The organism is Bordetella sp. N, assembly GCF_001433395.1.
GTDB lineage: Bacteria > Pseudomonadota > Gammaproteobacteria > Burkholderiales > Burkholderiaceae_B > Bordetella_C.
Genome location: NZ_CP013111.1, coordinates 5,891,278 through 5,917,840 on the forward strand (window position 1 = coordinate 5,891,278; position 26,563 = coordinate 5,917,840).

The following is a 26,563-nucleotide window of genomic DNA, read 5'->3' on the forward strand; positions in this document are numbered from 1 at the left end:
CGTTGAACATGTCGGTAGTTGAAGTGAATCAAGAAGAAGGTGTGCCCGCCGCGCAAGGTGCGGTGGTCAACATCGCCGCCTATAAATTCGTCACCATCGAAGACCGGGACGAACTGCGGCCGCGCATCCGGGCCTGGGCCGAAGAGGGCGGGCTCAAGGGCACGGTCCTGCTGGCGACCGAAGGTATCAACCTGTTCCTGGCGGGGCCGGAGCAGGGCATCGCCGCTTTTCTTGGGCAGTTGCGCGCCGATCCGCGTTTTGCCGACCTGGAAGTGAAGGTCAGCCACAGCGACACCATCCCCTTCGGAAAATTGCTGGTCAAGCTGAAGAACGAAATCATCCGCATGAATCATCCCGCCATCCGGCCGGAAGACCGGCGCGCGCCCAGCGTCGACGCCCACACCCTGGCCGCCTGGCTGGCGGCCGGCGTGGACGATGCCGGCAGGCCGGTGGTCATGCTGGATACCCGCAACGATTTCGAGGTCGATGCGGGCACCTTCGAAAACGCCATCGACTGGCGCATCCAGCGCTTCACGCAGTTTCCGGATGCGCTGCTGCAACATCGCGATGAACTGGCCGGCAAGACGGTGGTGAGCTTCTGCACCGGCGGCATCCGCTGCGAAAAGGCGGCCCTGTACATGCAGGACGTGGGCGTGGAGAACGTCTACCAGCTGGAAGGCGGCATTCTCAAGTATTTCGAGGAAACCGGAGGACCGGGCTTCAAGGGTCGCTGTTTCGTCTTCGACGGCCGCGACACCTTGGGCGCCGACCTGGCGCCGGAGGGCGACGAATGACCGGCGCGCGCGATGCCGCGCCCCTGGGCATCCTGGCGGCCTTGCACGACGAGATCGCCGATCTGCTGACGCGCATGGGGCCGGCCGCCGAACGGCGCACCATCGGCATGCGGGATTATTACGTGGGTCAGCTGTCGGGACGGCCCTGTGTGGTCGTGCTGGCGCGTGTGGGCAAGGTGGCGGCAGCCGCCACGGCCGTCACGCTGATCCGCGAATTCGGTGTGTCCCACGTCCTGTTCGCCGGCCTGGCGGGCGGTATCGCCGACGGGGTGCGCGTGGGCGACGTGGTGGTCGCCGAAACCCTGGTGCAGCACGACCTGGATGCGCGGCCCTTGTTTCCCCGATTCGAGGTGCCTTTGCTGGCGCAGGCGCGCTTCGCCACGGACGCCGGCTTGAATGACGTGCTGGCGGGATGCGCGGCGGATTTCCTGGAGCTGGACCTGCCGCATCAGGTCGACGCAGCCACGCGTGCGCGCTTCGGCATCGCGACACCTGTGTTGCATCGGGGTGAGATCGCCAGCGGGGATCAGTTCATCGGCGCCGCCGAGGTGGCGCGGCGTCTGGCGGGGGACCTGCCCGCCACCTTGTGCGTCGAGATGGAAGGTGCCGCGGTGGCGCAGGTATGCCATGAGTATGGCGTGCCGTGCGCGGTGCTGCGCACCGTCTCCGACCGCGCCGACGCCGCCGCGCCAGTGGACTTCAAGGCGTTCCTGCACGAAGTGGCGAGCTTCTACTCAGCCGGAATCATAGGAAGGTTCATCGCCGCGCTGTGAAGCGCCTGCTTTCTTGCACAGAAGGTGAAACGAGGATCCCACTGAAGTGGGATCCTCGCCTGTCGATGTGAAAAGGCCAGTCATTGAATGGGATGCCACGGCATCAGGCCCCCGTAAATTGGCCCGACAGCCCCTGGTCCAGCGGACGTGAAGGCCCCCAAATGCAAAGGGGCTCCCACTTTAGTGGGAGCCCCTTTTTTCATTCCACGGTGTGCGTGGGAGAACGCTTAGCGGACCCGCATGCCGGGCTGCGCGCCGGGCCAGGGTTCCAGCACGTAGATGCCGCCATTGGCCTTGTCATCCGCGTGGCTGGCGGCCAGCACCATGCCTTCGGAAACGCCGAACTTCATCTTGCGGGGCGCCAGGTTGGCCACCAGCACGGTGAGCTTCCCGACCAGATCGGCCGGCTTATAGGCCGACTTGATGCCGGAGAACACGTTCCGGTGACGTCCTTCGCCGACGTCCAGGGTCAGGCGCAGCAGCTTGGTCGACCCTTCCACTTCCTCGCAATTGACGATGCGCGCGATGCGCAGATCGATCTTGGCGAAATCGTCGATGCCGATGGTGGCCGCGATCGGTTCGCCGCCGGGCGCCGGCGCGTCAGTCGCCGCGTCGCCCGCCGCGCCCACATTCGCCACATCAGCCTTCTTCGCCGCACCCGCCGCAGCCGCTGCACCAGCGGCCCCCGCGTTCGCCACCGCGGCCGGCGCCGGCGCATCGAACAGCTGTTCGAGCAGCTTCGGATCCACGCGCTGCATCAGATGCTGATACTGCGCAATCGCATGCCCCGCCGGCAGCAATTCAGCGGCGGCCGTCGCCTGCAAGGGCGCCACGGCCAGGAAGGCTTCGACCCGCTCGGCCAGCTTGGGCAGAACAGGCTTCAGATAAATGGTCAGCAGCCGGAAGGCCTGGATGCAGGTGCTGCACACCGCCTGCAGACGCTCGTCCATGCCTTGCTGCTTGGCCAGGTCCCAGGGCTTGTTCTGATCGACATATTCGTTGACCCGGTCGGCCAGGGCCATCACGTCGCGCAGGGCGCGCGACGTGTCGCGGCCTTCGTACAGCGCGGCGATGTCGGGCGCGGCAGCCTGCAGCACTTGCAGCAGGGCGGCGCCATCGGCGTCGGCGGCGGCCAATTGGCCACCGAAGCGCTTGGACAGGAAGCCCGCGGCACGGCTGGCGATATTGATGTACTTGCCCACCAGATCGCTATTCACGCGCGCGGCGAAGTCCTCGGAATTGAAATCGATGTCTTCGTTGCGGCCCGACAGCTTGGCAGCCAGGTAATAGCGCAGGTGCTCGGGGTTCAGGCCCAGCGACAGATAGCGCAGTGGATCGATGCCGGTCCCGCGGCTCTTGCTCATCTTCTCGCCGTTGACGGTAAGGTGGCCGTGCACGTAGATGGCATCCGGCGCCTTGCGGCCGCTGAAGTACAGCATGGCGGGCCAGAACAAGGTGTGGAAGGTGATGATGTCCTTGCCGATGAAGTGCACCTGCTCCAGGCCCGGTTGGGCCATGTAGGCGGCGTAGTCCTCGCCACGGCGGTCCAGCAGGTTCTTCAGCGAGGCCAGGTAGCCCACCGGCGCGTCCAGCCAGACGTAGAAATACTTGCCCGGCGCGTCCGGGATCTCGATGCCGAAATAGGGCGCGTCGCGGCTGATGTCCCAGTCGCCCAGGCCACCCTTGCCCTCATCGTCCTTGTAGAGCCACTCGCGAATCTTGTTCTGCACTTCGGGCTGGACGTGGCCGGGCGCGGCGGTCCATTGCTGCAGAAAAGCTTCGCAGCGCAGGTCCGACAGCTTGAAGAAGAAATGGTCGGAGCTGCGCAGTTCCGGCTTGGCGCCGGACAGCGCCGAATAGGGCTCGATCAGCGAGGTGGGGGCGTAGACGGCGCCGCAGACCTCGCAGTTGTCGCCGTACTGGTCCTTGGAATGGCAGTTGGGGCACTCGCCCTTGATGAAGCGGTCCGCCAGGAACATGCGCTTTTCGGGGTCGTAGAACTGCTCGACGCTGCGCGTCTCGATCAGGCCGGCCGAGCGCAGGTCGCGATAGATTTCCTGGGCCAGCTGGTGGTTTTCCGGGGCGTCGGTGGAATGCCAGTTGTCGAAGACGATATTGAAGCCGTCCAGATACTGGGCGCGGCCCGCCGCGATCTTGGCGACGAAGGCCTGCGGCGTGATGCCTTCCTTGTCGGCCGCGATGCTGATGGCGGCGCCATGCGCGTCATCGGCACAGACGAAATCCACCTTCGCACCCTGCATTCGCTGGAAACGTACCCAGATGTCGGCCTGGATGTACTCCAGCATATGGCCGATGTGGAAAGGTCCGTTGGCGTAGGGAAGGGCAGTGGTGACGAAAAGGGTGCGTGACATGACCGGTGGGCGTTAGGGTGAACCGAGAAAAAACCGAGGGCACGATTTTAGAGCCAACGATTTTAGAGCCAGTTTACCGGCTCGTCGGATCGCCCCCGATCTGGGACGGAAGAACCGCGGCAGCGCCGCGGCCAGGGGATCAGCGAACTTCGCGCGCTTCCACGTCGATGACGTCGGCACGGACGGGCGGGAACGGCGCGCCAGGGCCCATGGGACCCATGGGGCCGGCCGGACCGCGGTTAGCCTGGCGTTGATGCCAGTAAGCGCGCACGCCGAAGGGCTTGTTGCGCACCTTGGCCACGAGATACAGGATGCCCACCGCGATACCGGTGGACACCATGAAAATCAGGGCCATGGCCGCGCCGATGAGGGCCAGCAACGTTACGGCTAGCGCGCGAAAGAGACGGGTAAGAGCGTTATCCATGATCTTATAGACGCCTGATACGGCAAAATGTTCCTGCGGATTCCGCTATCCTTGCAAGACAATGTGTAGCCCTGCAACCCGGCACCAAGCTGGGGATCAAGGCCAGAAACCGAAGGGCGGGAGCCAGAAGGCTGCGGGAATCACCGCGACGCCGGTTGGGAATATAGTGACATGAGTTTGACAAACGAACAAATTAAAGCCGCCCTGGTGGGTGTAACGGACCCTCTGACGGGTGCGAAGGTCGCTGATTTTGTAAAAGATCGCGACATCCGGGTGGAAAACGGCCGCGTCAGCGTGGCGGTGCAACTGGGCTATCCCGCGCGCACCCAGCAGCAGGAGCTGCGCGCCGCCGTCGGCAAGGCACTCGCTGACGCCGGCGCGCCGGACGCGCAGGTGTCGGTGACGTGGAAGATCGTGCCGCACGCCGTGCAGCGGGGGCTCAAGCCCCTGGAAAACGTCGCCAACATCATTGCCGTCGCCTCCGGCAAGGGCGGGGTCGGCAAGAGCACGACGGCGGTCAACCTGGCGCTGGCGCTGGCCGCCGAGGGCGCCCAGGTGGGTATCCTCGACGCCGATATCTACGGTCCCAGCCTGCCCACCATGCTGGGCATCACCGGCAAGCCGGTCAGCCTGGACAACAAGTCCATGGAGCCGCTGCAAGGCCACGGCCTGCAGGCCAACTCCATCGGTTTCCTGATCGCCGAGGACTCGCCAGCCATCTGGCGCGGCCCCATGGTGACCCAGGCTTTGGAGCAGTTGCTGCGCCAGACCAACTGGCGCAGCCTGGATTATCTGATCGTCGACATGCCGCCGGGCACGGGCGATATCGCGTTGACCCTGGCGCAGAAAGTGCCGGTCGTCGGCGCCGTCATCGTCACCACGCCCCAGGATGTGGCCCTGCTGGACGCGCGCAAGGGTTTGCGCATGTTCCAGAAGGTGGAAGTGCCGATTCTGGGCGTGGTCGAGAACATGTCGATTCATATCTGCTCGGAGTGCGGTCACGCCGAGCACATCTTCGGCGAGGGTGGCGGCCAGCGCATGGCCGAGCAATATGACGTGTCATGGCTGGGCGGCCTGCCGCTGGCGCTGAGTATCCGCGAACAGACGGATTCCGGCCGGCCCACGGTGGTGGCGGAACCGGACGGCGAAGCAGCCGGCCTGTACCGTGCCATCGCGCGCCGCGTGGCCGCCGCCGTTGCCGCGTTGCCGCGCGACATGGCAGGCAAGTTCCCGAATGTCGTCGTGCAACCCAGCTGACGAATGCGGCGATCCGCGCGCCTTCTTTTGTTGGGGTGGTCGCTATTGCTGGCGTCCACGGTGTACGCCAGGCCCGCGGTCGTCGTCGACGCGGGCAAGGCGGATCCCGCCACGGTAAAGGCGGTCAACGACGCGGTCGAGGCCATCGCGCGCCAGGCCGAGGACCAGGACGGCGGGGAAATCACCCGCCTGCGCCGGCGCGCGCGTGATGCCGCGCTGTCGGCCTTGTCCACGCAAGGCTATTTCGGCGCCAAGGTGGAGCTGGAGCCCGGCCACGACGCCAAGGGCGCCGACACCTGGACGATCCACGTCGACCCCGGCCCGCAAGCCAAAGTAGCGTCGGTCGACATCGAATTCAAAGGCCGTATCACGCAGGCCGCCTACGCCAAACGGGTGGCGGAGCTGCGTCAGCGCTGGTTGTTGCCGGTGGGCAAGCCCTTCATCAACAGCGATTGGAATCGGGCCAAGTCGGACGTGCTGAACGAAGTCAGCACTCACGATTTCATGCTGGCGCGCCTGGTGGACTCCGGCGCCGAGGTCGACGTCGAGGCCGCCACCGTGCGCCTGCGCGTGGTGGTGGACAGCGGGCCGCTGGTCCGTTTGGGCGAGCTGCGCGTGGAAGGCTTGAAGCGGGTGCCCGACAAGCTGGTGCGCCGCTATGTGCGCTACGACAAGGGCGAGCCCTATGATCAGGACAAGCTGAACTCCTGGCAGCAGGCCTTGCAGCGGACGGCCTTCTTCCGCGGCGCTTTCGTGTCCCTGCAGGAGCCGGGCGGCACCGAGTCGGATACCAGCAACCAGACGGCGACGTCACGCCAGGCCGCGGCCGCGACACCGGCGGGCGACGCGCGCGTGACGGCGGCCCAGCGTCCGGCGGCGCCGCCCGTGGACCGCAATGGCGAGGTCACGCTGCCGGTGCTGGTGCGCCTGACCGAGGCGCCGCCGAAGCGCTTTTCCACCTCGATCGGGCTGGACAGCGACGTCGGTCCGCGGCTGGAAATGACGTATCAGCAGCAGGTCGTGTTCGGTCAGCCGCTGACCCTGGAGACCGGCTTCGGCCTGGACCGCAAGCGCCAGCGCGCCTATACCGACTTCCATTTGCCGCCGGATGCGCGCGGCAACCAGGACAGCATCGGCCTGCTGGCGGATCACTCGGACATCCAGGGCCTGAACGTGATGCGTCTGGCCGTGGGCGCCACCCGGCTGAAGGAAAGCAGCGCGGGCGATGGCAGCCGCGTCAATTATGAAACGCGCTATGGCCTGCTCGCGGCGCATGACCACGTCAAGATCGACGGCGGCGAAAGCTACAACCTGCCGACCCTGACCGCCACGGCGGAATGGCTGCGGCGCGACGTCGACAGCAAGTACAACCCTCGCGAAGGCAACCTGCTGGTGCTGGGCACCGGGGCGGGCATGACCCTGAACAGCGGCGACCCCTATACCCGGCTGCGTTTGCGCGGGCAGAAGTGGTGGCCGGTGGGCGAGCGCGATCTGGTGACCGTGCGCGGCGAAGTCGGCAAGGTCTGGGCCAGCCGCAATACCCAGGTGCCGGACGATTTCGGTTTTCGCACCGGGGGCGCGCGCAGCATCCGCGGGTACAGCTATCTGAGCATCGGTGCCGACCGCAACAATGCGGTGGTCGGCGCGCCGGCCTTGCTGGTGGGCAGCGTCGAATACAACCATTACTTCGATGATCGCTGGGGCATGGCCTACTTCATCGATGCCGGCGATGCGGCGCAATCCTTCGGCGATATGAAAATCGCCTTGGGGTATGGCGTCGGGGCGCGCGTGCGGACACCTGCCGGGCCCTTGTTCCTGGATCTGGCCTATGGCCAGCGCGACCATAAATTGAAGCTGAGCTTTTCCCTGGGGATCGCGTTTTGAGGCGCTTAGGCCGTTTCCTGCGCCACATCCTGCTCTGGTGGGTACCGGGGCTGTTGGTGCTGCTCGCCATCGCGGTGGCGGCGCTGGGCTGGCTGGTTGCCAAGCCGGCAGGGACGCGGGTATTGCTGAACAAGGTGGCCGAGCAGCTGCATGCGCGCATCGACAATGTGCAGGGCTCCTTGTGGCACGGCTTGCGCATCGGTCAGTTGGACTTGCAGCTGCCTGGGGTGCATATACAGGGCGAGGACCTGGCGTTGACGGTGACCTGGCCGGCCTTGTGGCATCGGCGCCTGGTCGTGCCGGAGCTTTCGGCGACGCACCTGCGGGTGGCGTTGACCACGCAGCCGGATGAGGGCAAGGCCGCCGACGCGGAAGAGGGCGGTGAGCTGCCCGCGCTGCCGGTGGACGTTGAAGTGCAACGCCTGGCGGTGGGGCAGTTCGAACTGGAGCGGGATGGCCAGTCCATGCTGCCGGTGACCTTGGGGAATTTGAACGCCAACCTGACGGCGGGTGCGCAGGGTGCGCGCCTGCATCTGGAAAGCCTGCACGTCGGCCATGACGTCGCGCAGTTGGACGTGCAGGGCGACGCCAGCGTGAGCCGCCTTGCCGCGCCGTGGCCCATGGACGTCGGCCTGCGGATCGTGGCCACCGGGCAGGGCGCGGACTCGCCGCTATGCCTGAAGCAGCTGGACGCGCTGCGTGCGCCCGCGGTGGCCGCGGGCAAGGCCGCGCCTGCCGGGAAGGGCGCGAGCGCCGATAAGAAGGCGGCTGCCGCCAAGAGCGCGAAGGATGCGAAGAACGGCACTGCCGCCAAGGGCGCCGCGGAGGCGCCCGCCGAGGTCCAGCGGACCGCTGCTGCCGCTGCTGCCGCTGCCGCTGCCGCTGCCGCGGGCGTGCCGGCGGCCTGCGTCGTGAATATCGATGCGCATGCGGCGGGCGACCTCAACGATCTGAACGTGACCCTGGCGGGTCGAGGCGCTGACACGAACATCGACCTGCGCGCCGCGCTCAGTCCGCTGGCCGCGTTCCCCGCGCGCAGCGTGGACCTGGCGCTGGTTCTGCCGGATCGCTCCGGCGCGACCGTGGCGCTGAAGGCCCAACGCACCGAGGACGGCGCGGCACAACGCCTGACCGGCACACTGGCTGCCGACCGTCTGGACATCGGCCGGCTGGTCGGCGGTGACCTGCCGCAGGCCCTGGTGACCACGCACGCGGACGTCGACCTGGAGCTGACCGACGCGTACGTGGTGCGTCATGCGATCGTCGGCCTGGACATAGCCGACAGCAGCCGCTGGAATCGCCAGCCCTTGGGCGGCACGGTCAGGATAGACCTGGCCACCGGCGCACGCACGGATCCGGCGGCGGATTGGCCGGCCGCGGTGGCGGGCATCCAGGTGGATCGCTTCGACGTCGACCTGCGACTGGGACGCAACCGGGTGCGCACGGCCGGCAAGGTCGGACCCACCGACGGCGCCATCACACTGGACGCGCAGGCGCCCGAGCTGGCCGCCTTCTGGCCGGGCCTGCCCGGCGGCGCCATGGCGAAGGGCAAACTGTCCGGCACGCCCGCGCGGCATCGCATCGAGCTCAGTGCCGGCTACACCCCTGCCCGCGTCCGCCCCGGCCTGCTCGGCCAGGACAAGGCCGACGCGTCCTTCGTGATCGAAGGCGGCTGGGGCACCCCGGCCGGCGCGCGGCCAGCCGCCGCGGCCCCCGCGGCCCCCGCGGCCACGACGGCCGCCACGCCCGCCACGCCCGGGACGACCGTAGCGCCCGCAGCGAACGACGCTACGGCATCGGCCCCGGCGGCCGAAGCCGCGAATCCGCTAACCGGCTGGCGCGGCTCGATCCAGCGCCTGCAGGCGTCCCATGCCGGCTTCCAGGTGAACATCCCGCAGCCGGTCACGGTCTCCTACCTGCCGCATGCGGTGGCGCCGGCTTGGCAATGGCAGGTGGGCGCGGCCAACATCGGCCTGGGCCTGCCCAGCGGTGACCGCTTCACCCTGGCCCACGCGGGATCGCGCGGCGGCGCGGGCCGCTGGGAAACCGCTGGCCGCATGGACAACTTCGTGCTCACCCCCAAGCTGGTGGGCAGCGTCATCCGCGCCACCGACCCCGCCGCGCTGGAGAAAAACGCCACCCAGTCGCAGTCGCGCCAGACCAAGATCAACGCCGGCATCCCCGGCGGCCAACGCAGCATCGCCCTGGACGCCAGCTGGGACCTGAAATTCGCCGGCACGCTGACGGGCGGCATCCGCCTGGCGCGGCGCAGTGGCGATCTGCGCATCCCCGGCGATCCCCCCATTCCCCTGGGCCTGAAGGCCCTGCTGCTGGAAGTCAACGCCACCCGCGTCTCGGCCTCCAGCAGCCGCCTGGACGCCACCCTGGACCTCGCCACCGAAAAGATGGGCCGCGTCGCGGGCAAGGGCAGCGCCATGCTGGTGACCGGCAAGGACGGCGCCATGGGCCTGGCGACCAACCAGGCCATGCGGGTCAATCTGAACGCCGACATCGCCGACCTGGCCTGGCTGGGCCTGTTCATCGGCGACGCGACCGAACTGGGCGGTTCGCTCAAGGCCGATATCGACGCGCAGGGCACCCTCAACGGCACCTGGCGCGCCAACGGCAGCATCAACGGGCAGAAGCTGCGCGTGGTGCGCATCGACGACGGCGTGCGCCTGCTGGACGGCACGCTGTCGGCCCGCCTGCGCGACGACGTCCTGACCCTGGACAGCCTGCGTTTCCCCGCCACCTTGCGGGTGCTGCCCAAGGACAGCCGCACGCGCGACTGGGTGACCAAGAATGCCGACGCCAAGAATGGTTATGTCGAAGCCAAGGGCGACTGGAACCTGGCCAAGTCCGAGGGCAAGATCCGCGTGGCGCTGTCCCGCTATCCCGTCCTGCAGCGCACCGACCGCTTCGCCATGGTGTCGGGCAATATCGACATCGATGCGGCGCTGCCGCGCCTGAACGTGACCGGCAACGTGCAGGCCGACGCCGGCTGGGCCAGCATCGAACTGCTCAGCGAAGTGCCGTCGCTGGACGACGACGTGCGCCTGCACCGCGTGGGCGACCAGCCGCCCGGGGCCGCCGATGAGTCTTCGCCCATGGCGCTGTCGCTGGACCTGAATGTCGACATGGGCCCGCGCTTCTTCCTGACCGGCATGGGCCTGGACACCGGCCTGCGCGGCAATCTGCGCGTGCGTTACGTGGATCGCAAGCTCAGCGGCACCGGTCGCCTGACCACGGATGGCGGGCGCATCGATGCCTACGGCCAGCGCCTGCAATTGCGCCGCGGCACCGTTACGTTCCAGGGCGCCATCGACAACCCGCTGCTGGATATCGAAGCCTTGCGCACGGGTGAACAGGTCGAGGCCGGCGTGCGGGTGTCGGGAACGGCCCAACGGCCCCGCATCGACCTGATTTCCTATCCTGACGTCAGCGACGTGGACAAGCTGTCGTGGCTGATCCTGGGCCGCGCGGCGGACGCCAGCGGCAGCGACACGGCCTTGCTGTTGTCCATCGGCACGGCGCTGCTGGGCGGGGGCGAGCCCTTCTACAAGCAGTTCGGGCTGGACGACGTGGGCATACGCAACGGCACCATCGGCTCGTCGGGCAGCCTGTTGCCGGAGTACACGGTGGCCACCAAGGTCAATGCCGACTCCGACAGCACGCTGGCCACGCAATTCCTGGTGGCGAGCAAGAACCTGGCCAGCGGCATCACCCTCAGCATCGAACAGGCAATGTCCGGCGCCGGCACGGTGGGGCGCGCCAGTTACCGCCTGTCGCGCCGCTGGTCGGCGGACGTCAAGGGCGGCACCGTCAACGGGCTGGCCCTGGTTTACCGGACGTTCTGGGGCGATTGACGCGGCGGGCGGTAAAATACGCCCCCAATACCCTCTGAAATGGTTTTTTTATATGAGCATCAAAAGCGACCTGTGGATCCGCCGCGCCGCCGCGGACGGCATGATCGAGCCCTTCGAGCCGGGCCAGGTCCGCGCTCAAAATGGCGAGCGTATCGTCAGCTACGGCACCAGCAGCTATGGCTACGACGTGCGCTGCGCGAGTGAATTCAAGATCTTCACCAACATCAACTCGACCATCGTCGATCCGAAGAATTTCGACGAAGGTTCGTTCGTCGATTTTTCCGGTGATGTGTGCATCATTCCGCCCAACTCTTTCGCGCTGGCGCGCACGGTGGAATATTTCCGTATTCCGCGCAGCGTTCTCACCATCTGCCTGGGCAAGAGCACCTACGCGCGTTGCGGCATCATCGTCAACGTGACGCCGCTGGAGCCGGAGTGGGAAGGCCACGTGACCCTGGAGTTCTCCAACACCACGCCGCTGCCGGCCAAGATCTACGCGGGCGAAGGCTGCGCCCAGATGCTGTTCCTGGAAAGCGACGAGGTCTGCGAGACCTCTTACCGTGACCGCGGCGGCAAGTACCAGGGCCAGCGCGGCGTCACCTTGCCGCGCACCTGATCGGTCCGCTGCCCTGCGGTTACCTACTACCGCGCGCTGCGGACGTAGTAGATATCCCAGTCATCTTCGCTGGTCTTGACGTAGCCGTGGCGTTGATAGAACGCATTGGACGGGCTGTCGCGCAAGGCACCCAGGTGGACCGCCAGGCCGGCTTCGTCGGCCTGGGCCGCGATGCGGCGCATGACGCGGCTGCCCAGCCCCCGGTTCTGGAAGTCCGGCAGGACGTACAGGTGGTCCAGCTTCAGGCCGCCGTCGAACGGCCGCAGGCTGTAGAAGCCGGCGCGCCTTCCCTCTACTGAAAACACCCAGGTTTGCGCCGGCACCCAGTTGTCGCGCAGGCGTTGGCGCGCCCGTTCGGGATCGAAGCGGCCCACGCGCTCCAGGCTGTCGCGCATGGCCGTGGCGCGCAGGTCGGCCAGGGCTTCCAGATCGTCCGCCGCTGCCGGAGTGAAAACCAGCGGCGCGGAAGGGGAGGGAACGGGCGGTGCTCGATGCATGGTTCGGCTTTTTTGTATTGGCGCGCCGGGGCCGTCTTGCGGCCCTGCCGCGCCGTTTTTTGCTTTGGTTCTACTTGCCTTGGTAACGCTTCAGGATGGCCGCCCCGTCCGCGCCGGTTTGCTGCTTCCAGCTTGCCAGGGAGTCCGCGGAAGCGTCCTTCAGCGCCTTCTTCACGCTGGGCGCCACCTGTGTGTTGATGGCGACGCCGTTCTTGCGCATGTTGTCATAGTTCGCTTTCAAACGGCCCTGGATGCGCTTCCACTGTTCGGTTTCGGTCTCCGCCGCGGCCTGGTCGATGGCCTTGCGTTCGGCCGGGCTCAGGGCCTTGTAGGCGTCCAGGTTCATCGTTGCCACGGAGATCGGCATGGCGTAATTGATTTCCGCGAAGGCCGGCAGGTGTTCCCACAGCTTGCGGCCCGCGCCGCCGTCGCCCGACGACAGCACCGCGTTGACGTCGCCCGCGGCGATGCGCGGCATGGCGTCGGCGAAGGAGATGTTGGCGGCCTTGGCGCCGGCCTTCGTCATGGTCGTTTGCGACATGTCGTCGTAGGTGCGGATCGACAGCGCCTTCAGGTCGGCCACGCTTTTGATGGGTGCCTTCGACCAGATGCCGGATGCGGGCCAGGGTGTGGTGTACAGCAGTTTCTGGTTGTGCTCGGCCAGGAGCTTTTCGTAGGCGGGGCGCGAAGCCTTGGTCAGGGCGCGGGCTTTTTGCAGGGAATCCGCCAGGAAGGGCAGGGACGATACGCCGAAGATGGGGTACTGGGTGGCCAGGCCGCCCGCGAAGGCGTCGCCGGCGTCGACCTTGCGGGCCTGGACGGCGTCCACCATGCCGGCGGACTTGATGCCCTTGGCGGCGTCGAAGGTCGTGTCGATGATCACTTCGCCGTGGGTTTTCTGCTTCACCAGGTTGGCGAAAGTGGTCACGCCCAGGCCCGGCATCGCGGTGGCGGGATATTCCGTGGTCATCGACAGCGTCGTGCCGGCCTGCGCCGCCGCCATGGCCGCGCTCGCCGCGACGCCCATCAGCATCGCTACCACGGGGGAAATACGAATCCGGGACAACATAAGCATGTACCTCTCCGAACCAGGACCCCACGCGGCGCGCGGGCATGGTGACAAATATATACAGCGCTGGCCTTGGCAGGTGCATTCCTAGGGAAAGTCTCTACGGCAGAGCTCGCCGCGCCCCGCTCAGCTTCGGAATGATGTCGGTCCGGCACCACGGGTGCAGCGAGCGTAGCTTCCCCCAGCGCCGCAGGCTCCGTCATAAATGGGGGCCCGCGCAGCGGGCCCCCATACCCTACCTGCAGGCGTCCCCAAAAAATCGACGTTGGGTTACATCTTGCATTCATTTACTATATGCCCCTCGTCGCCGGTCCCCCCTGGATTTCGCATGTTCTTCGCTTCCCGCTATGCCCCGCCGCTGGTGTCTGAGGAATTGCAACCCGGCGCCGACGCCCTTGCGCAGGGGCGCTATGCCGACGCCTGGCATCTGCTGGAACAGGCCAGCCGCGACCGGCTGTCCGTACTGCCCTGCAACGCCCTGCTCGCCGCCGAAGCGGCACGCGCGCTAGGCCTGGAGCGCCGCTACCGCGCCGTGGTGCGCTGGGCGCGCAAGCGTTGGCCCGACAATCCCTACGTCCTGCTGGAATGGCTGCGCCAGGCAGTACGCCGCGACATCGCCCCGGCCCTCGTTCAACTGACCGGCCTGCTGGCGGCCCGCCGCGTGCCCGAAGCCGCGCATGCCCTGGCCGAGGCCATCATGCTGTCGGCCCAGCTGCGCGGCCTTACCCCCGTCCCCGCCGCCCAGCGGCTGCCCAGTCCCCACCACCTGATGTTCGAGCGCGATCCGCGCGTGGCCTACACCCTGGGCCATGCCTGGGCCAACCAGCGCGAATGGGAGCGCGGGGCGGCCGCCTTGCGTCGCGCCGTCGATCTGGCGCCGCGCTGGCATAGGGCCCGCGCCAGCCTGGCGCATGTGCTGATGTCCGCGGGCCTGTACGAGCAGGCGCGCGAGTCGGTCAAGGCCGAAGGCGGTGACGAGCCCTACGACTATCTGCGCCTGTGCCTGGAACTAAGCCTGAACAATCTGCATGCGGCCAGCCGCATCGGCCTGGAATACACGGCCCGCTGGTCAGGGGGCGATACTCGTGAAAAGGTCCAGGACTGGCTGCTTTTCACGGCCAGCCTGCTGCGCGACGCCCATCTGTTGGTGGCCTTGCTGACGCCGACGCTGGGCCCCGACGGCGCGCTGACGGAATGCGAGCGGCTGCTGGCCTGCCCGCGCGTGCTGCTGGCGCTGCCGCCACTGAGCCAGGTCCGCCACCAATGCGTGCCCACGGCGGCCGCGATGGTGGCCGCCTGGCACGGCGATCCCCTTGAGCCGCAGGCCTTGTTTGCCGCGCTGGGCGGCGGCCCCGGCGGCGTGGACATGGCCCGGCTGCGCGATTACTTCACGGCGCGGGCTTACCGCGTGGAATTCGTGTCGATGCGGCCTGCCGTGCTGCAGGCCCTGCTGTCGGCGGGGCTGCCCGTCATCGGCCTGGTCGACGGGCCGTTCTTCTCGCATGTCGATGTGGTCTGCGGCTACGACGCCGGCCATGGCGTGTATTACCGCCGCGACCCGGAACGCTGGGCCCTGCAATGGAGCAGCGAGGCCGACCTGGCCCGCCGCTATGGGCCCGGTGGCGACGTCGGCATGGTCCTGGTGCCGCCGGGCCATGACGATTTCGACTTCGACCCGGCCTGGCGCAATATCGACGCCACCGTCCTGGACGGCCTGAAGCGCGCCTGCGCCCGCGGCGACGTCGCCAGCGCGACCGCCTGGCACGCCCAGCTCGGCGACGATTCCCCGCTGGTCCTGCAGCGCGCCCAGGTCGCCCAGGGCATCGTCGAATCGCCCCGCGACTTCGGCAGCGCACTGCTGCGCATCGTCAGCACCCCGAACCTGCCGGCCCTGGTGCGCTGGCGGGCGCTGGTCATGATCGACGACCCCGCCATCCTGCGCCGGTACAAGCGCGAAGTGCTGGCGGGCATGCACGGCCGCGATGCCGCCCGCTATGTGGACGGGGTCGAGATGCTGGCCCAGCGGCGCTGGCAGGAAGCGTGCGCTGTCCTCGAACCCCTGGCCCTGCGCTATCGGTCCCATGGCGCGCTGTGGTTGCGTCTGGCCCAGGCCCAGGCGCCGCTGGGCCTGACGGACGCGGCCTGGCGCAGCGCCACGCGGGCCCTGGTCCCCAACCCGCATGCGCCCGCGGTGGTCCAGCACGTGGCCGAGATGTTCCCCGATCTGTATGGCCGCGCCGAGCGCCTGCGCCGCTGGCGCATGTTGCGGCGGCATGCGCCCCGCTCCTACGAGACGGTCATGGCTGAAGCCGACGCGCGCGAGTACGGCCGCCAGGGCCCCGGCTACCAGCGGGCGCTCTTGCGGTGCATCGCCTGGGAGCCCATGCAGATGCGGCATTACGAGCGGCTGGCCCAGTGGTATCTGGCCCAGGGCCTGGCCGAGCAGGCACGCGCGGTGCTGGAGCGGGCGCGCCAACGGCTGACGCCAACGTCCGACCAGGCGCCGCCGCTCGCGCCGGCCAATATGGCCGCGTTGAGCCGGGCCCGGCTGGATGCCCTGGTACGCAGCATGCGTAGCCCGGGCCGCGCACCGCGCCGCGGCTGGCGCTGACGGCGTCCGGGGGCTGCTCCGGCAGCCGTTCCGAGGTGACGTTTGGGGGGCTGTCGGCGTGGCGGCCGGGGGGCTGGCCGGGGTGATGGTCGATACAGGGCTAAAATTCCGCCGACGCCGCCCGCGCTGTCCGGCGGCCCGTCACACGTCTGTCCCGCGCACGCTGTACACTCGCCCCGCTTTCGCCTTACCCCCGCAGGAGTGCCCGCATGAAATTCCGGTTTCCCATTGTCATCATCGATGAAGACTACCGCTCCGAGAACGCCTCGGGGTTGGGCATACGCGCCCTGGCTTCGGCCATCGAGGCCGAGGGCGTCGAGGTCCTGGGCGTCACCAGTTATGGCGACCTCAGTTCCTTCGCCCAGCAGCAGAGCCGCGCCAGTGCCTTCATCTTGTCGATCGACGATGAGGAATTCGACGTCGATTCGCCCGAGGACGTCGCCAGCGCCATCAAGAACCTGCGCGCCTTCATCGGCGAGCTGCGCTTCCGCAACGCCGACATTCCCATCTACCTGTATGGCGAAACGCGGACCTCGGAGCACATCCCCAACGACATCCTGCGCGAACTGCATGGTTTCATCCATATGTTCGAGGACACGCCGGAATTCGTCGGCCGCCACATCATCCGCGAAGCCCGCAGCTACGTGGACAGCCTGGCGCCGCCGTTCTTCCGCGAACTGGTCAAGTACGCGCAGGATGGTTCCTATTCCTGGCACTGCCCCGGCCACTCCGGCGGCGTGGCCTTCCTGAAGAGCCCGGTGGGCCAGATGTTCCACCAGTTCTTCGGCGAGAACATGTTGCGCGCCGACGTGTGCAACGCCGTGGATGAACTGGGCCAGTTGCTCGACCACACCGGACCGGTGGCGGAGTCGGAACTGAACGCCGCCCGCATCTTCCACGCCGATCACTGCTATTTCGTTACCAACGGCACGTCGACGTCGAACAAGGTGGTGTGGCACGCCAACGTCGCCGCCGGTGACGTGGTGGTGGTCGACCGCAACTGCCACAAGTCGATCCTGCACGCCATCACCATGACCGGCGCGATCCCGGTGTTCCTGCGCCCGACGCGCAACCACCTGGGCATCATCGGACCGATCCCGATCGAGGAATTCGAGCCGGAGAACATCCGCAAGAAGATCGAGGCCAATCCGTTCGCGCGCGAAGCGGTGAACAAGACCCCGCGCATCCTGACGTTGACGCAGAGCACCTATGACGGCGTCATCTACAACGTGGAAATGATCAAGGAAAAGCTGGGCAGCTACGTCGATACCCTGCACTTCGACGAAGCCTGGTTGCCGCACGCGGCCTTCCACGAGTACTACACGAACATGCACGCCATCGGCCAGGACCGGCCGCGCAGCGACGACGCCATCGTCTTCGCCACCCACTCCACGCACAAGCTGCTGGCGGGTATTTCGCAGGCGTCGCAGATCATCGTGCAGGAGTCCAACACCCGCAAGCTGGACCGCAACATCTTCAACGAAGCCTATCTGATGCACACGTCCACGTCGCCGCAGTACGCGATCATCGCGTCCTGCGACGTGGCGGCGGCCATGATGGAAGCGCCCGGCGGCACCGCGCTGGTCGAGGAAAGCATCCGCGAAGCGCTGGATTTCCGCCGCGCCATGCGCAAGGTCGAGTCGGAATACGGCCGCAACGACTGGTGGTTCAAGGTGTGGGGCCCCAACCGTCTGGTGTCCGAAGGCATCGGTAATCGCGACGAGTGGCTGCTGGAGTCGAACGACCACTGGCACGGCTTCGGCGATCTGGCCGACGGCTTCAACATGCTGGACCCGATCAAGGCCACCATCGTCACCCCGGGCCTGGATATTTCCGGCAGCTTCGGCGAAACCGGCATCCCGGCGGCCCTGGTATCCAAGTACCTGTCCGAGCACGGCGTGGTGGTGGAAAAGACCGGCCTGTATTCGTTCTTCATCCTGTTCACCATCGGCATCACCAAGGGCCGCTGGAACACGCTGCTGACCGCCTTGCAGCAGTTCAAGGACGACTACGACCGCAACCAGCCCCTGTGGCGCATCCTGCCTGAGTTCTGCCGCGACCATCGCCAGTACGAGCGCATGGGCCTGCGCGATCTGTGCCAGCAGATCCACGAAGCCTATCGCGAGAACGACGTAGCGCGCCTGACCACCGAGGTGTATCTGAGCGACATGGTGCCGGCGATGAAGCCGTCCGATGCATTCGCGCGCATGGCCCACCGCGAAGTGGAGCGTGTCAGCATCGAGGAGCTGGAAGGCCGCGTGACCGGCGTGCTGCTGACGCCTTACCCGCCGGGCATTCCGCTGCTGATCCCGGGCGAGCGCTTCAACCGCACCATCGTCCAGTATCTGCAGTTCGCGCGTAAGTTCAACGCCCGCTTCCCCGGCTTCGAAACCGACATCCACGGCCTGGCCGAGGAAACGGACGAGAACGGCGACGTGCGCTACTACGTCGATTGCCTGAGGGAACTGTGATCCTGTCCGGTGCGCGTCCCGGCGCCAGGTCCGGCGCCGGCAGCGTGCCGGCCAAGGTGCTTTGATTTCCATGTATGACGTAGCCATCATCGGCGCGGGCGCGGCGGGCATGATGTGCGCCGCCGTCGCCGGCCAGCGCGGCTTGCGCGTGGTGCTGATCGATCACGCCGACAAGCTGGCGGAGAAGATCCGCATCTCCGGCGGCGGCCGCTGCAATTTCACCAATGTGGGTACCGGCCCGGCCAACTTCCTGTCGGAGAACCCGCATTTCTGCCGTTCGGCGCTGGCGGGCTACAGTCCGCGCGACTTTCTCGACCTGCTGCACCGGCATGGCGTGGCCTGGCACGAGAAGCATCGCGGCCAGCTGTTTTGCGACGACTCCAGCGAGTCCATCATCGACGTGCTGCGCGCCGAGTGCGACGCCGGCAATGTGCAGTGGCGCATGGGCTGCGGCGTGGCGGAAATCGGCCGCGAGGCAGGTGCCGGCGCGGGTAGCGCTGCGTCCGCGGGCGAGGGCGGTGCTTTCGTGTTGCGCACCACCACGGCGGGAACGGTGCGCGCGGCCAAGCTGGTCATCGCCACCGGCGGCATGGCCATCCCGCAACTGGGCGCCACCGACTACGGCCTGAAGATCGCGCGCCAGTTCGGCCTGAAAGTGATCGAGCCACGTCCGGCCCTGGTGCCGCTGACCTTCGATCCCGCCCTTTGGCAGCCCTTCGCCGCCTTGTCCGGCGTGGCGCTGGAAGCAGGTGTGCGCAGCGGCCAGGGCGAGTTCCTGGAAGACCTGCTGTTTACGCATCGGGGCTTGTCCGGCCCCGCCATCCTGCAGATCTCCAGTTTCTGGAATCCCGGCGAGCCGCTCAGCCTGGACCTGGCCCCCGGCCTGGATCTGGGCGAAGACCTGGTCAGCACCAAGCCCGGCAATCGCCAGCAATTGGGCACCGTGCTGGCCGGCCTTTGGCCGCGCCGCCTGGCCGAAGCGTGGCTGGCGGGCGACACCCTGGCCACGCAACGCCTGGCCGATACCCCCGACAAGACCCTGCGCACCCTGGCGTCGCGCATCCACGACTGGACCCTGGTGCCCACGGGCACCGCCGGCTACAAGAAGGCCGAGGTCATGCGTGGCGGCGTCGACACCCGCGGTCTGGACCAGAAGAGCATGCAGGCCCGCGCCGTGCCCGGCCTGCACTTCATCGGCGAGGCCGTCGACGTCACGGGCTGGTTGGGTGGATACAACTTCCAGTGGGCCTGGGCTTCCGGCGTCGCCTGCGGCAAGGCGCTTTAGCCACACCGGGGCTTCCGATTCAGGCGCTGCGCGACATCCCGCATGGCGCGCCAGGGGGCGGCCGTGATATTCTTCGCGGGCTGTCACGCATCGTGCGGGAGAGAGCGGCTACTGTTACATGACAGGCGCCGCCACCGAAGGCGCAATTCGCCCAGAATCGCTCAGGTAACCGATACCGCATCATGCCTGCCCATCGCCTGCGGCGCCTGGGCAACACAGCGCTCTGGAGAGATCCGGCGGCCCCAATTCCCGCGCAAGATGGCGCGGGCGCGGCTGGCCCGGACGCCGAAGGTGCAAACCCGCAACGTCGCGGGGCAACTCTCAGGCAAAAGGACAGAGGGGCGGAAACACCACCAGCCGGCAGGCGGTCTCGTCGTTTTCCGACCCGGGCCTCCAACCGGCAGGTATTCCGTATCCCTGACTGGCCTTACCGGAGTTCCCATGTCCGCCTCGTTGAAGCAAACCCCCCTGGCACCCGAACACATCGCCACCGGCGCGCGCATGGTCGATTTTGGCGGCTGGGACATGCCCCTGGCCTACGGTTCGCAATTGGAAGAGCACCACGCCGTGCGCACCGACGCCGGCATGTTCGACGTGTCGCACATGCTCAACGTGGACGTCCTGGGCGTTGGCGCCAGCGCTTTCCTGCAACGCCTGATCGCCAACGACGTCGCCAAGCTGACCGTGCCCGGCAAGGCGCTGTACAGCTGCATGCTCAACCCTGAAGGCGGCGTCATCGATGACCTCATCGTGTACTTCTTCGCGTCCGACCGCTGGCGCGTGGTGGTCAACGCCGGCACCGCCGAAAAAGACGTCGCCTGGATGCAACGCGTGGCCAGCGTGGGCGGCTTCGAAGTCACCGTCACCCCGCGCCGCGACCTGGCCATGGTCGCCGTGCAAGGCCCCAATGCCCGTGCCAAGGTCTGGGCGGCTCGCCCCGCCTGGCGCGCCGCGTCCGAACCCCTGACGCCCTTCGTCGGCGCCATCGTCGATACCGACGTCCTGGTGGCGCGTACCGGCTATACGGGCGAGGACGGTTTCGAGATCGTGCTGCCCGCCACGCAAGTCGTCGACCTGTGGCGCGACCTGGTCGCCCAGGGGGTGCGTGCCTGCGGCCTGGGCGCGCGCGACACGCTGCGCCTGGAAGCCGGCATGAACCTGTACGGCCAGGACATGGACGAACTGACGCAGCCCGCGCAGGCCGGCCTGACCTGGACCGTGTCCCTGAAGGACACTGGCCGTGAGTTCATCGGCCGCGCCGCCATCGAGCAATTCCCCACCCCCAATGCCTTCGTCGGCCTGAAGCTGGGCGAACGCGGCGTCATGCGCCCGCACATGAAGGTGCGCGGCAGCGCCGGCACCGGCGAAGTCACCAGCGGCACCATGTCGCCCACCCTGGGCGTGTCGGTCGCCTTCGCCCGCATGCCGGTCGGCACCGCCCCTGGCGAGCAGGTGGAAGTGGAGATCCGCGGCAAGTGGGTTCCCGCCACGGTGACCAAACTGCCCTTCGTGCGCAACGGCAAAGCCGTCGAACACTCGTAAACTCGTAGCTTCCCGTTTCCATGCCGCATGCGGACTGGAACGGGTGGGCGCGCAACCCTACATCCTCATACAACGTCTACCCCAGGAGCTTTCATGAGCCTGCCTACCGATCGCAAGTACACCGAATCCCATGAGTGGATCAAAGCCGAGGGCGACGTCTTCGTCGTCGGCATCACCGACGGCGCCCAAGAACAATTGGGCGACCTGGTCTTCGTCGGCGACGTCAAGGTCGGCGCCAAGCTGGCTGCCGGCGAAACCGCCGGCGTGGTCGAGTCGGTCAAGGCCGCTTCGGACATCTACGCCCCCGTCGAAGGCGAAATCGTTGCCTTCAACGACGCGCTGGAAGGCACCCCCGGCCTGATCAATGAATCGGCTTTCGACACCTGGATCTACAAGATCAAGCCGACCAATGCCGCTGACGTCGATGGTCTGCTCGACGCCGCCGGCTACGAAAAACTGTAAATCGCATCACGGCGCCATGCCGCCCTCGCGGCGCGGCGCCGCTCGTCCGCCTGGATGCGGACATCGTTCCACCGAGATATCCATGTCGCGCGCCCTAGACACCCATTCCGATTTCATTCCCCGCCACATCGGCCCGTCCGATGCCGACCAGGCCGCCATGCTGGCGGTCTTGGGCTTGTCCAGCCTGGACGAGCTCATCGAGCAGGTGGTGCCCCCCGCGATCCGCACGCGCGCTCCGCTGGCGCTGCCCGCCGCGCGCAGCGAACCTGACGTGCTGGCCGAGCTCAAGCGCATCGCCGGCGGCAACCAGGTCTTCCGCAATTACATCGGCCAGGGTTACTACGGCACGCACACCCCCAACGTCATCCTGCGCAACATCCTGGAGAACCCCGCCTGGTACACGGCCTACACGCCTTACCAGCCGGAAATCTCCCAGGGCCGCCTGGAAGCGTTGCTGAACTACCAGACCATGATCATGGATCTGACCGGCCTGGATATCGCCAACGCGTCGCTGCTGGACGAAGGCACGGCCGCCGCCGAAGCGATGACCCTGGCGCGCCGCGGCGCCAAGTCCAAGAGCAATGTCTTCTTCATCTCGCAGCACTGCCATCCCCAGACCATCGAAGTCGTGCGCACGCGCGCCGAAGGCCTGGACATCGCCGTGACGGTCGGTGACGAAGCCGCCGGCCTGCCCGACTGCTTCGGCGTGCTGCTGCAATACCCGAACAGCCTGGGCGCCATCGGCGACTACCGCGCGTTGGCCGCCAAGGCCCACGAGCAGGGCGCCGTGGTGGCCTGCGCCACCGACCTGCTGGCCCTGGCGCTGCTGACGCCGCCGGGCGAGTGGGGCGCCGACATCGCCATCGGTTCGGCCCAGCGCTTCGGCGTGCCTTTCGGCTTCGGCGGCCCGCACGCCGGTTTCATGGCCTGCAAGGATGCCTTCAAGCGCAGCATGCCCGGCCGTCTGGTCGGCGTGTCCAAGGACGCGCAAGGCAACACCGCGCTGCGCCTGGCCCTGCAGACCCGTGAACAGCACATCCGCCGCGAGAAAGCGACCTCCAACATCTGCACGGCGCAAGTGCTGCTGGCCGTCATGGCCAGCATGTACGCCGTCTGGCACGGCCCGGCCGGCATCCGCCGCATCGCCCAGCGCGTACAGAATGCCACCGCCATCCTGCGCGGCGCCCTGCAGTCGCTCGGCGCCACGGTGGTGAACGACACCTTCTTCGACACGCTGCTGGTGCGCACCGGCGCCGCCACCCAGGCCGTGGTCGAGGCCGCGCAAGGCGCGCGCATCAATCTGCGCGCGGTCGACGCCGACCAGGTGTCCCTTTCGCTCGACGAAACCGTCACCGATGAAGACCTGCAGGCGCTGGCCGCCGTGTTCGCGCGCGGCCTGGGCAAGGCCGTGCCGACGCTGGACATCGACGCCCTGGAAGCAGGCGCCGTCACCGGCATCCCCGAAGGCGTGGCGCGCCAGGGCGACATCCTGACCCACCCGATCTTCTCCAGCGTGCAGTCCGAAACCGACATGCTGCGTTATCTGCGCAAGCTGTCCGACAAGGACCTGGCGCTGGATCGCAGCATGATCCCGCTGGGTTCCTGCACCATGAAGCTGAACGCCACGGCCGAGATGATTCCCGTCACCTGGCCCGAGTTCGCCATGATCCACCCGTTCGCCCCGGTCGAGCAGACCAAGGGCTACGCGGAACTGATCGAGCGCCTATCGGCCGCCCTGTGCGAAATCACCGGCTACGACGCCATCAGCCTGCAGCCCAACTCGGGCGCGCAAGGCGAATACGCCGGCTTGCTGGCCATCCGTGGCTACCACGAAGCCAATGGCCAGCATCAGCGCGATGTCTGCCTGATCCCGTCGTCCGCGCACGGCACCAACCCGGCGTCGGCGCAGTTGGCCGGCATGCAGGTCGTGGTGGTGGCGTCGGACGCGAACGGCAACGTCGACGTGCCTGACCTGCGCGCCAAGGTGGCCCAGGTCGGCGATCGCCTGTCCGCCCTGATGATCACCTACCCGTCGACCCACGGCGTGTTCGAGGAAGCCGTCACCGAGATCTGCGAGATCGTGCACGAGGCCGGCGGCCAGGTGTACATGGACGGCGCCAACATGAACGCCATGGTGGGCGTGGCCAAGCCGGGCAAGTTCGGCTCGGACGTGTCGCACCTGAACCTGCACAAGACCTTCTGCATCCCGCACGGCGGCGGCGGTCCGGGCGTGGGTCCTGTCGCGGTGCGCGGCCATCTGGCGCCTTATCTGCCTGGTGTGCTCGACGCCAGCGGCAAGCTGCCTGGCGACGCCAAGGTGGGCCCGGTGTCGGCCGCGCCTTTCGGTTCGGCCAGCATCCTGCCCATCCCGTACATCTATATCGCCTTGATGGGCGCGGAAGGCCTGTTGCGCGCCACTGAAGTGGCCATCCTCAGCGCCAACTACATCGCCGAGCGCCTGCGCGCTCACTATCCGGTGCTGTATTCGGGTCGCAACGGCCGTGTCGCGCACGAGTGCATCCTGGACGTGCGCCAGCTCAAGGACACCACCGGCATCTCCAACGAAGACATCGCCAAGCGCCTGATCGACTACGGTTTCCATGCGCCGACGATGAGCTTCCCCGTGGCCGGCACCTTGATGGTCGAACCGACCGAATCGGAAGGCCTGGTGGAACTCGATCGCTTCATCGACGCGATGATCGCCATCCGTGCCGAAGTCGCCCAGGTGGAAAGCGGCGAGCGCGACCGTGAGGACAACGTGTTGAAGAACGCGCCCCACACCGCCGCCACGCTGTTGGCCGACGAGTGGAACCACGCCTATCCCCGCAGCCAGGCGGCTTATCCGCTGGCCAGCCTGCGCGATGGCAAGTACTGGCCGCCCGTGGCGCGGGTGGACAATGCCTACGGCGACCGCAACCTGGTGTGCAGCTGCCTGCCCATCGAAGCCTACGCTTAAGGCAGGACAGAGCAAGGCAAGGTCTGGCCGCTCATCGGGCCGCACTGGCCCAATGCACTGCTGAAAACAAACTGGCCCCGATGGGCCAGTTTGTTTTTGGGCGAGGATCTCAGGGCCAGTACTGCGTCACGCTCTTGTAGCGCGTGTAGAAGCGCACGCCTTCTTCGCCATGCAGGTAGTGGTCACCCAGCAAGGACCGCTTCGCGCCGCCGATGGCATGCCAGGCCGCCGGCATCGGGATGGGCACGTTGATGCCCACCGCGCCCGTGCGCACGCCGCGCGTGAACGCGCGCGCGGTGGCGCCGTCGCGCGTGTAGCAGGACGCGCCACTGGCGTAGTCATGCTGGTTGATCATGGCCACGGCCGTCTTCAGGTCCGGCACCCGCAAGACGCAGAGCACGGGTCCCAGGATTTCCTCGCGATAGACGTTCATGGTGGGCCGGACGTGGTCGAACAGGGTGCCGCCCACGAAGTAGCCCTTGTCATGCCCGGCCACGTTCACGGCGCGCCCGTCGACGACGACCGTGGCGCCGGCTTCGACGCCGTCTTCGATGTAGCCCAGCACCTTGACGCGATGTTGCGCGCTGATCAGCGGCCCCATCTGGCTGTTCGGGTCCATGCCGTTGCCGACCTTCAGGTCACGTACCCGCGGTGCCAGCCGTTCGACCAGTGCATCGCCGGCGCTGCCGACGGCCAACGCCACCGAAACCGCCATGCCGCGCTCGCCGGCCGTGCCGTAAGCCGCGCGCAGCAGCGCATCCGCCGCCAGGTCCAGATCCGCGTCGGGCATGACCACCAGATGATTCTTGGCGCCGCCCAAGGCCTGCACGCGCTTGCCGCGCTGCGAAGCCTGCGTGTGGATGTACTGCGCGGTGGACGTGGAGCCGACGAAGGACAGCGCCTCGACCTGTTCGTGCGCGATCAGGGCATCCACCGCCATCTTGTCGCCATGCAGCACATTGAAGACACCCGCCGGCAGGCCCGCTTCGCGCAACAGCTCACCCAGTCGCACGGCGGTCGACGGCGTACGCTCGGACGGCTTGAGCACGAAGGTGTTGCCGCAGGCCAGCGCCAGGGGGAACATCCAGCAGGGCGCCAGCAGGGGCAGGTTGAAAGGCGTGATGCCGACCACCACGCCCAGCGGTTCACGCAGGTTCCAGCTGTCGACGCCTTCGCCGGTCTGTTCGGTGTACTGGCCCTTGAGCAGCTGCGGGATGCCGCAAGCGTACGCCACCATGTCGACGGCGCGCGCCACTTCGCCGCGCGCCTCCGCCAGGATCTTGCCCTGCTCACGGGTGATGGTGGCCGCCAGGTCTTCCTGGTCGTGCTCCAGCAGCAGCTTGAAATTGAACAGGATGCGCGCGCGCCGCTGGGGCGGTGTCTGCGACCAGGCAGCAAACGCTTCGCGCGCCGCCGCCACGGCCAGATCGACCTCGTCCTGGCCGGCCAGCGGGATATTGGAAACGATCTCGCCTAGCGCCGGATCGAAGCCGTCGGCATAGCGGGAACTGCGGCCATCGTAGGGCTGGCCGTTGATGAAATGCGGGATCTTCAGCATGACTGGGGATAGGGTGGGTGCGCTCTTCCCCATTAAAGCAAATCGCCCGGGGCCATGTGATGACACACATGGCCCCGGGCGTATGGCTGATCGGGCGATTGCCTGAGGCTCAGGCGACTTTCCTGA

17 protein-coding genes and 2 riboswitches are annotated in these 26,563 nt (G+C 67.3%); of the genes, 12 read left to right on the forward strand and 5 right to left on the reverse strand.

Annotation, left to right across the window (positions count from 1 at the left end):
• Positions 1 to 8 precede the first annotated feature (8 nt).
• Both ASB57_RS25485 and ASB57_RS25490 read left to right on the forward strand, forming a co-directional pair.
• The gene (locus ASB57_RS25485; RefSeq protein ID WP_057656441.1) at positions 9 to 794 is read left to right on the forward strand and encodes a sulfurtransferase; all 786 of its coding nucleotides are present in this window, start codon (positions 9 to 11) and stop codon (positions 792 to 794) included.
• Positions 791 to 1,567: a 5'-methylthioadenosine/adenosylhomocysteine nucleosidase gene (locus ASB57_RS25490; protein WP_057654702.1), complete on the forward strand. Its 777-nt coding sequence runs from the start codon at positions 791 to 793 to the stop codon at positions 1,565 to 1,567. Before ASB57_RS25485 ends, ASB57_RS25490 begins: the two co-directional genes overlap by 4 nt.
• Positions 1,568 to 1,794: 227 nt before the next feature.
• On the opposite strand, the gene metG is transcribed toward ASB57_RS25490, so the two are convergent.
• Together metG and ASB57_RS25500 are read right to left on the reverse strand one after the other, a co-directional pair.
• On the reverse strand, positions 1,795 to 3,939 hold the full coding sequence (metG, locus tag ASB57_RS25495) for a methionine--tRNA ligase (RefSeq protein WP_057654704.1): 2,145 nt from the start codon (positions 3,937 to 3,939) through the stop codon (positions 1,795 to 1,797).
• Positions 3,940 to 4,078: 139 nt separating this feature from the next.
• Positions 4,079 to 4,363, reverse strand: a complete 285-nt coding sequence (locus tag ASB57_RS25500) for a hypothetical protein (RefSeq protein WP_057654705.1) — start codon at positions 4,361 to 4,363, stop codon at positions 4,079 to 4,081.
• 171 nt (positions 4,364 to 4,534) lie between these two features.
• Here ASB57_RS25500 and apbC point away from each other — a divergent pair, with 171 nt between their 5' ends.
• From apbC to dcd, 4 genes are read left to right on the forward strand one after another with little or no spacing between them, the layout of a single operon-like run.
• Complete coding sequence (apbC, locus tag ASB57_RS25505) at positions 4,535 to 5,620, forward strand: iron-sulfur cluster carrier protein ApbC (protein WP_057654706.1); 1,086 nt, start codon at positions 4,535 to 4,537, stop codon at positions 5,618 to 5,620.
• Positions 5,621 to 5,623: 3 nt separating this feature from the next.
• A complete protein-coding gene (locus ASB57_RS25510) occupies positions 5,624 to 7,504 on the forward strand; it encodes an autotransporter assembly complex family protein (RefSeq protein ID WP_057654707.1) in 1,881 nt (626 codons plus the stop codon).
• Positions 7,501 to 11,370: a translocation/assembly module TamB domain-containing protein gene (locus ASB57_RS25515; protein WP_057654708.1), complete on the forward strand. Its 3,870-nt coding sequence runs from the start codon at positions 7,501 to 7,503 to the stop codon at positions 11,368 to 11,370. Before ASB57_RS25510 ends, ASB57_RS25515 begins: the two co-directional genes overlap by 4 nt.
• Before the next feature lie 52 nt (positions 11,371 to 11,422).
• Entirely contained in the window at positions 11,423 to 11,986 is a 564-nt protein-coding gene (gene dcd, locus ASB57_RS25520) for a dCTP deaminase (RefSeq protein WP_057654709.1), read from the forward strand.
• 26 nt (positions 11,987 to 12,012) lie between these two features.
• Here the strand turns inward: dcd and ASB57_RS25525 are convergent, their stop codons facing one another.
• Positions 12,013 to 12,483 carry a GNAT family N-acetyltransferase gene (locus ASB57_RS25525; RefSeq protein ID WP_057654710.1) on the reverse strand — a complete coding sequence of 157 codons (471 nt, stop codon included), beginning with the start codon at positions 12,481 to 12,483 and terminating at the stop codon, positions 12,013 to 12,015.
• Positions 12,484 to 12,553: 70 nt separating this feature from the next.
• The gene (locus tag ASB57_RS25530) at positions 12,554 to 13,558 is read right to left on the reverse strand and encodes a TRAP transporter substrate-binding protein (RefSeq protein WP_231755252.1); all 1,005 of its coding nucleotides are present in this window, start codon (positions 13,556 to 13,558) and stop codon (positions 12,554 to 12,556) included.
• Positions 13,559 to 13,880: 322 nt separating this feature from the next.
• Here ASB57_RS25530 and ASB57_RS25535 point away from each other — a divergent pair, with 322 nt between their 5' ends.
• From ASB57_RS25535 to gcvP, 6 genes are all read left to right on the forward strand, one after another.
• On the forward strand, positions 13,881 to 16,163 hold the full coding sequence (locus tag ASB57_RS25535; protein ID WP_057654712.1) for a hypothetical protein: 2,283 nt from the start codon (positions 13,881 to 13,883) through the stop codon (positions 16,161 to 16,163).
• 209 nt (positions 16,164 to 16,372) lie between these two features.
• Positions 16,373 to 18,634 (forward strand): arginine/lysine/ornithine decarboxylase, encoded by a 2,262-nt coding sequence (locus tag ASB57_RS25540; protein WP_057654713.1) that lies wholly within the window; start codon positions 16,373 to 16,375, stop codon positions 18,632 to 18,634.
• A gap of 70 nt (positions 18,635 to 18,704) precedes the next feature.
• Positions 18,705 to 19,919 (forward strand): NAD(P)/FAD-dependent oxidoreductase, encoded by a 1,215-nt coding sequence (locus ASB57_RS25545; RefSeq protein WP_057654714.1) that lies wholly within the window; start codon positions 18,705 to 18,707, stop codon positions 19,917 to 19,919.
• Between the two features lie 85 nt (positions 19,920 to 20,004).
• Positions 20,005 to 20,107: riboswitch (glycine riboswitch) on the forward strand.
• Positions 20,108 to 20,132: 25 nt separating this feature from the next.
• A riboswitch (glycine riboswitch) is annotated at positions 20,133 to 20,266 on the forward strand.
• Positions 20,267 to 20,360: 94 nt separating this feature from the next.
• Positions 20,361 to 21,461, forward strand: a complete 1,101-nt coding sequence (gene gcvT / locus ASB57_RS25550; protein ID WP_057654715.1) for a glycine cleavage system aminomethyltransferase GcvT — start codon at positions 20,361 to 20,363, stop codon at positions 21,459 to 21,461.
• 93 nt (positions 21,462 to 21,554) lie between these two features.
• Positions 21,555 to 21,923 carry a glycine cleavage system protein GcvH gene (gene gcvH, locus ASB57_RS25555; protein WP_057654716.1) on the forward strand — a complete coding sequence of 123 codons (369 nt, stop codon included), beginning with the start codon at positions 21,555 to 21,557 and terminating at the stop codon, positions 21,921 to 21,923.
• A gap of 82 nt (positions 21,924 to 22,005) precedes the next feature.
• Entirely contained in the window at positions 22,006 to 24,879 is a 2,874-nt protein-coding gene (gene gcvP / locus ASB57_RS25560; RefSeq protein ID WP_057654717.1) for an aminomethyl-transferring glycine dehydrogenase, read from the forward strand.
• 109 nt (positions 24,880 to 24,988) lie between these two features.
• On the opposite strand, the gene ASB57_RS25565 is transcribed toward gcvP, so the two are convergent.
• Positions 24,989 to 26,437, reverse strand: coding sequence for a CoA-acylating methylmalonate-semialdehyde dehydrogenase (locus ASB57_RS25565; protein WP_057654718.1), 1,449 nt, complete (start codon positions 26,435 to 26,437; stop codon positions 24,989 to 24,991).
• Positions 26,438 to 26,563: the final 126 nt, after the last annotated feature.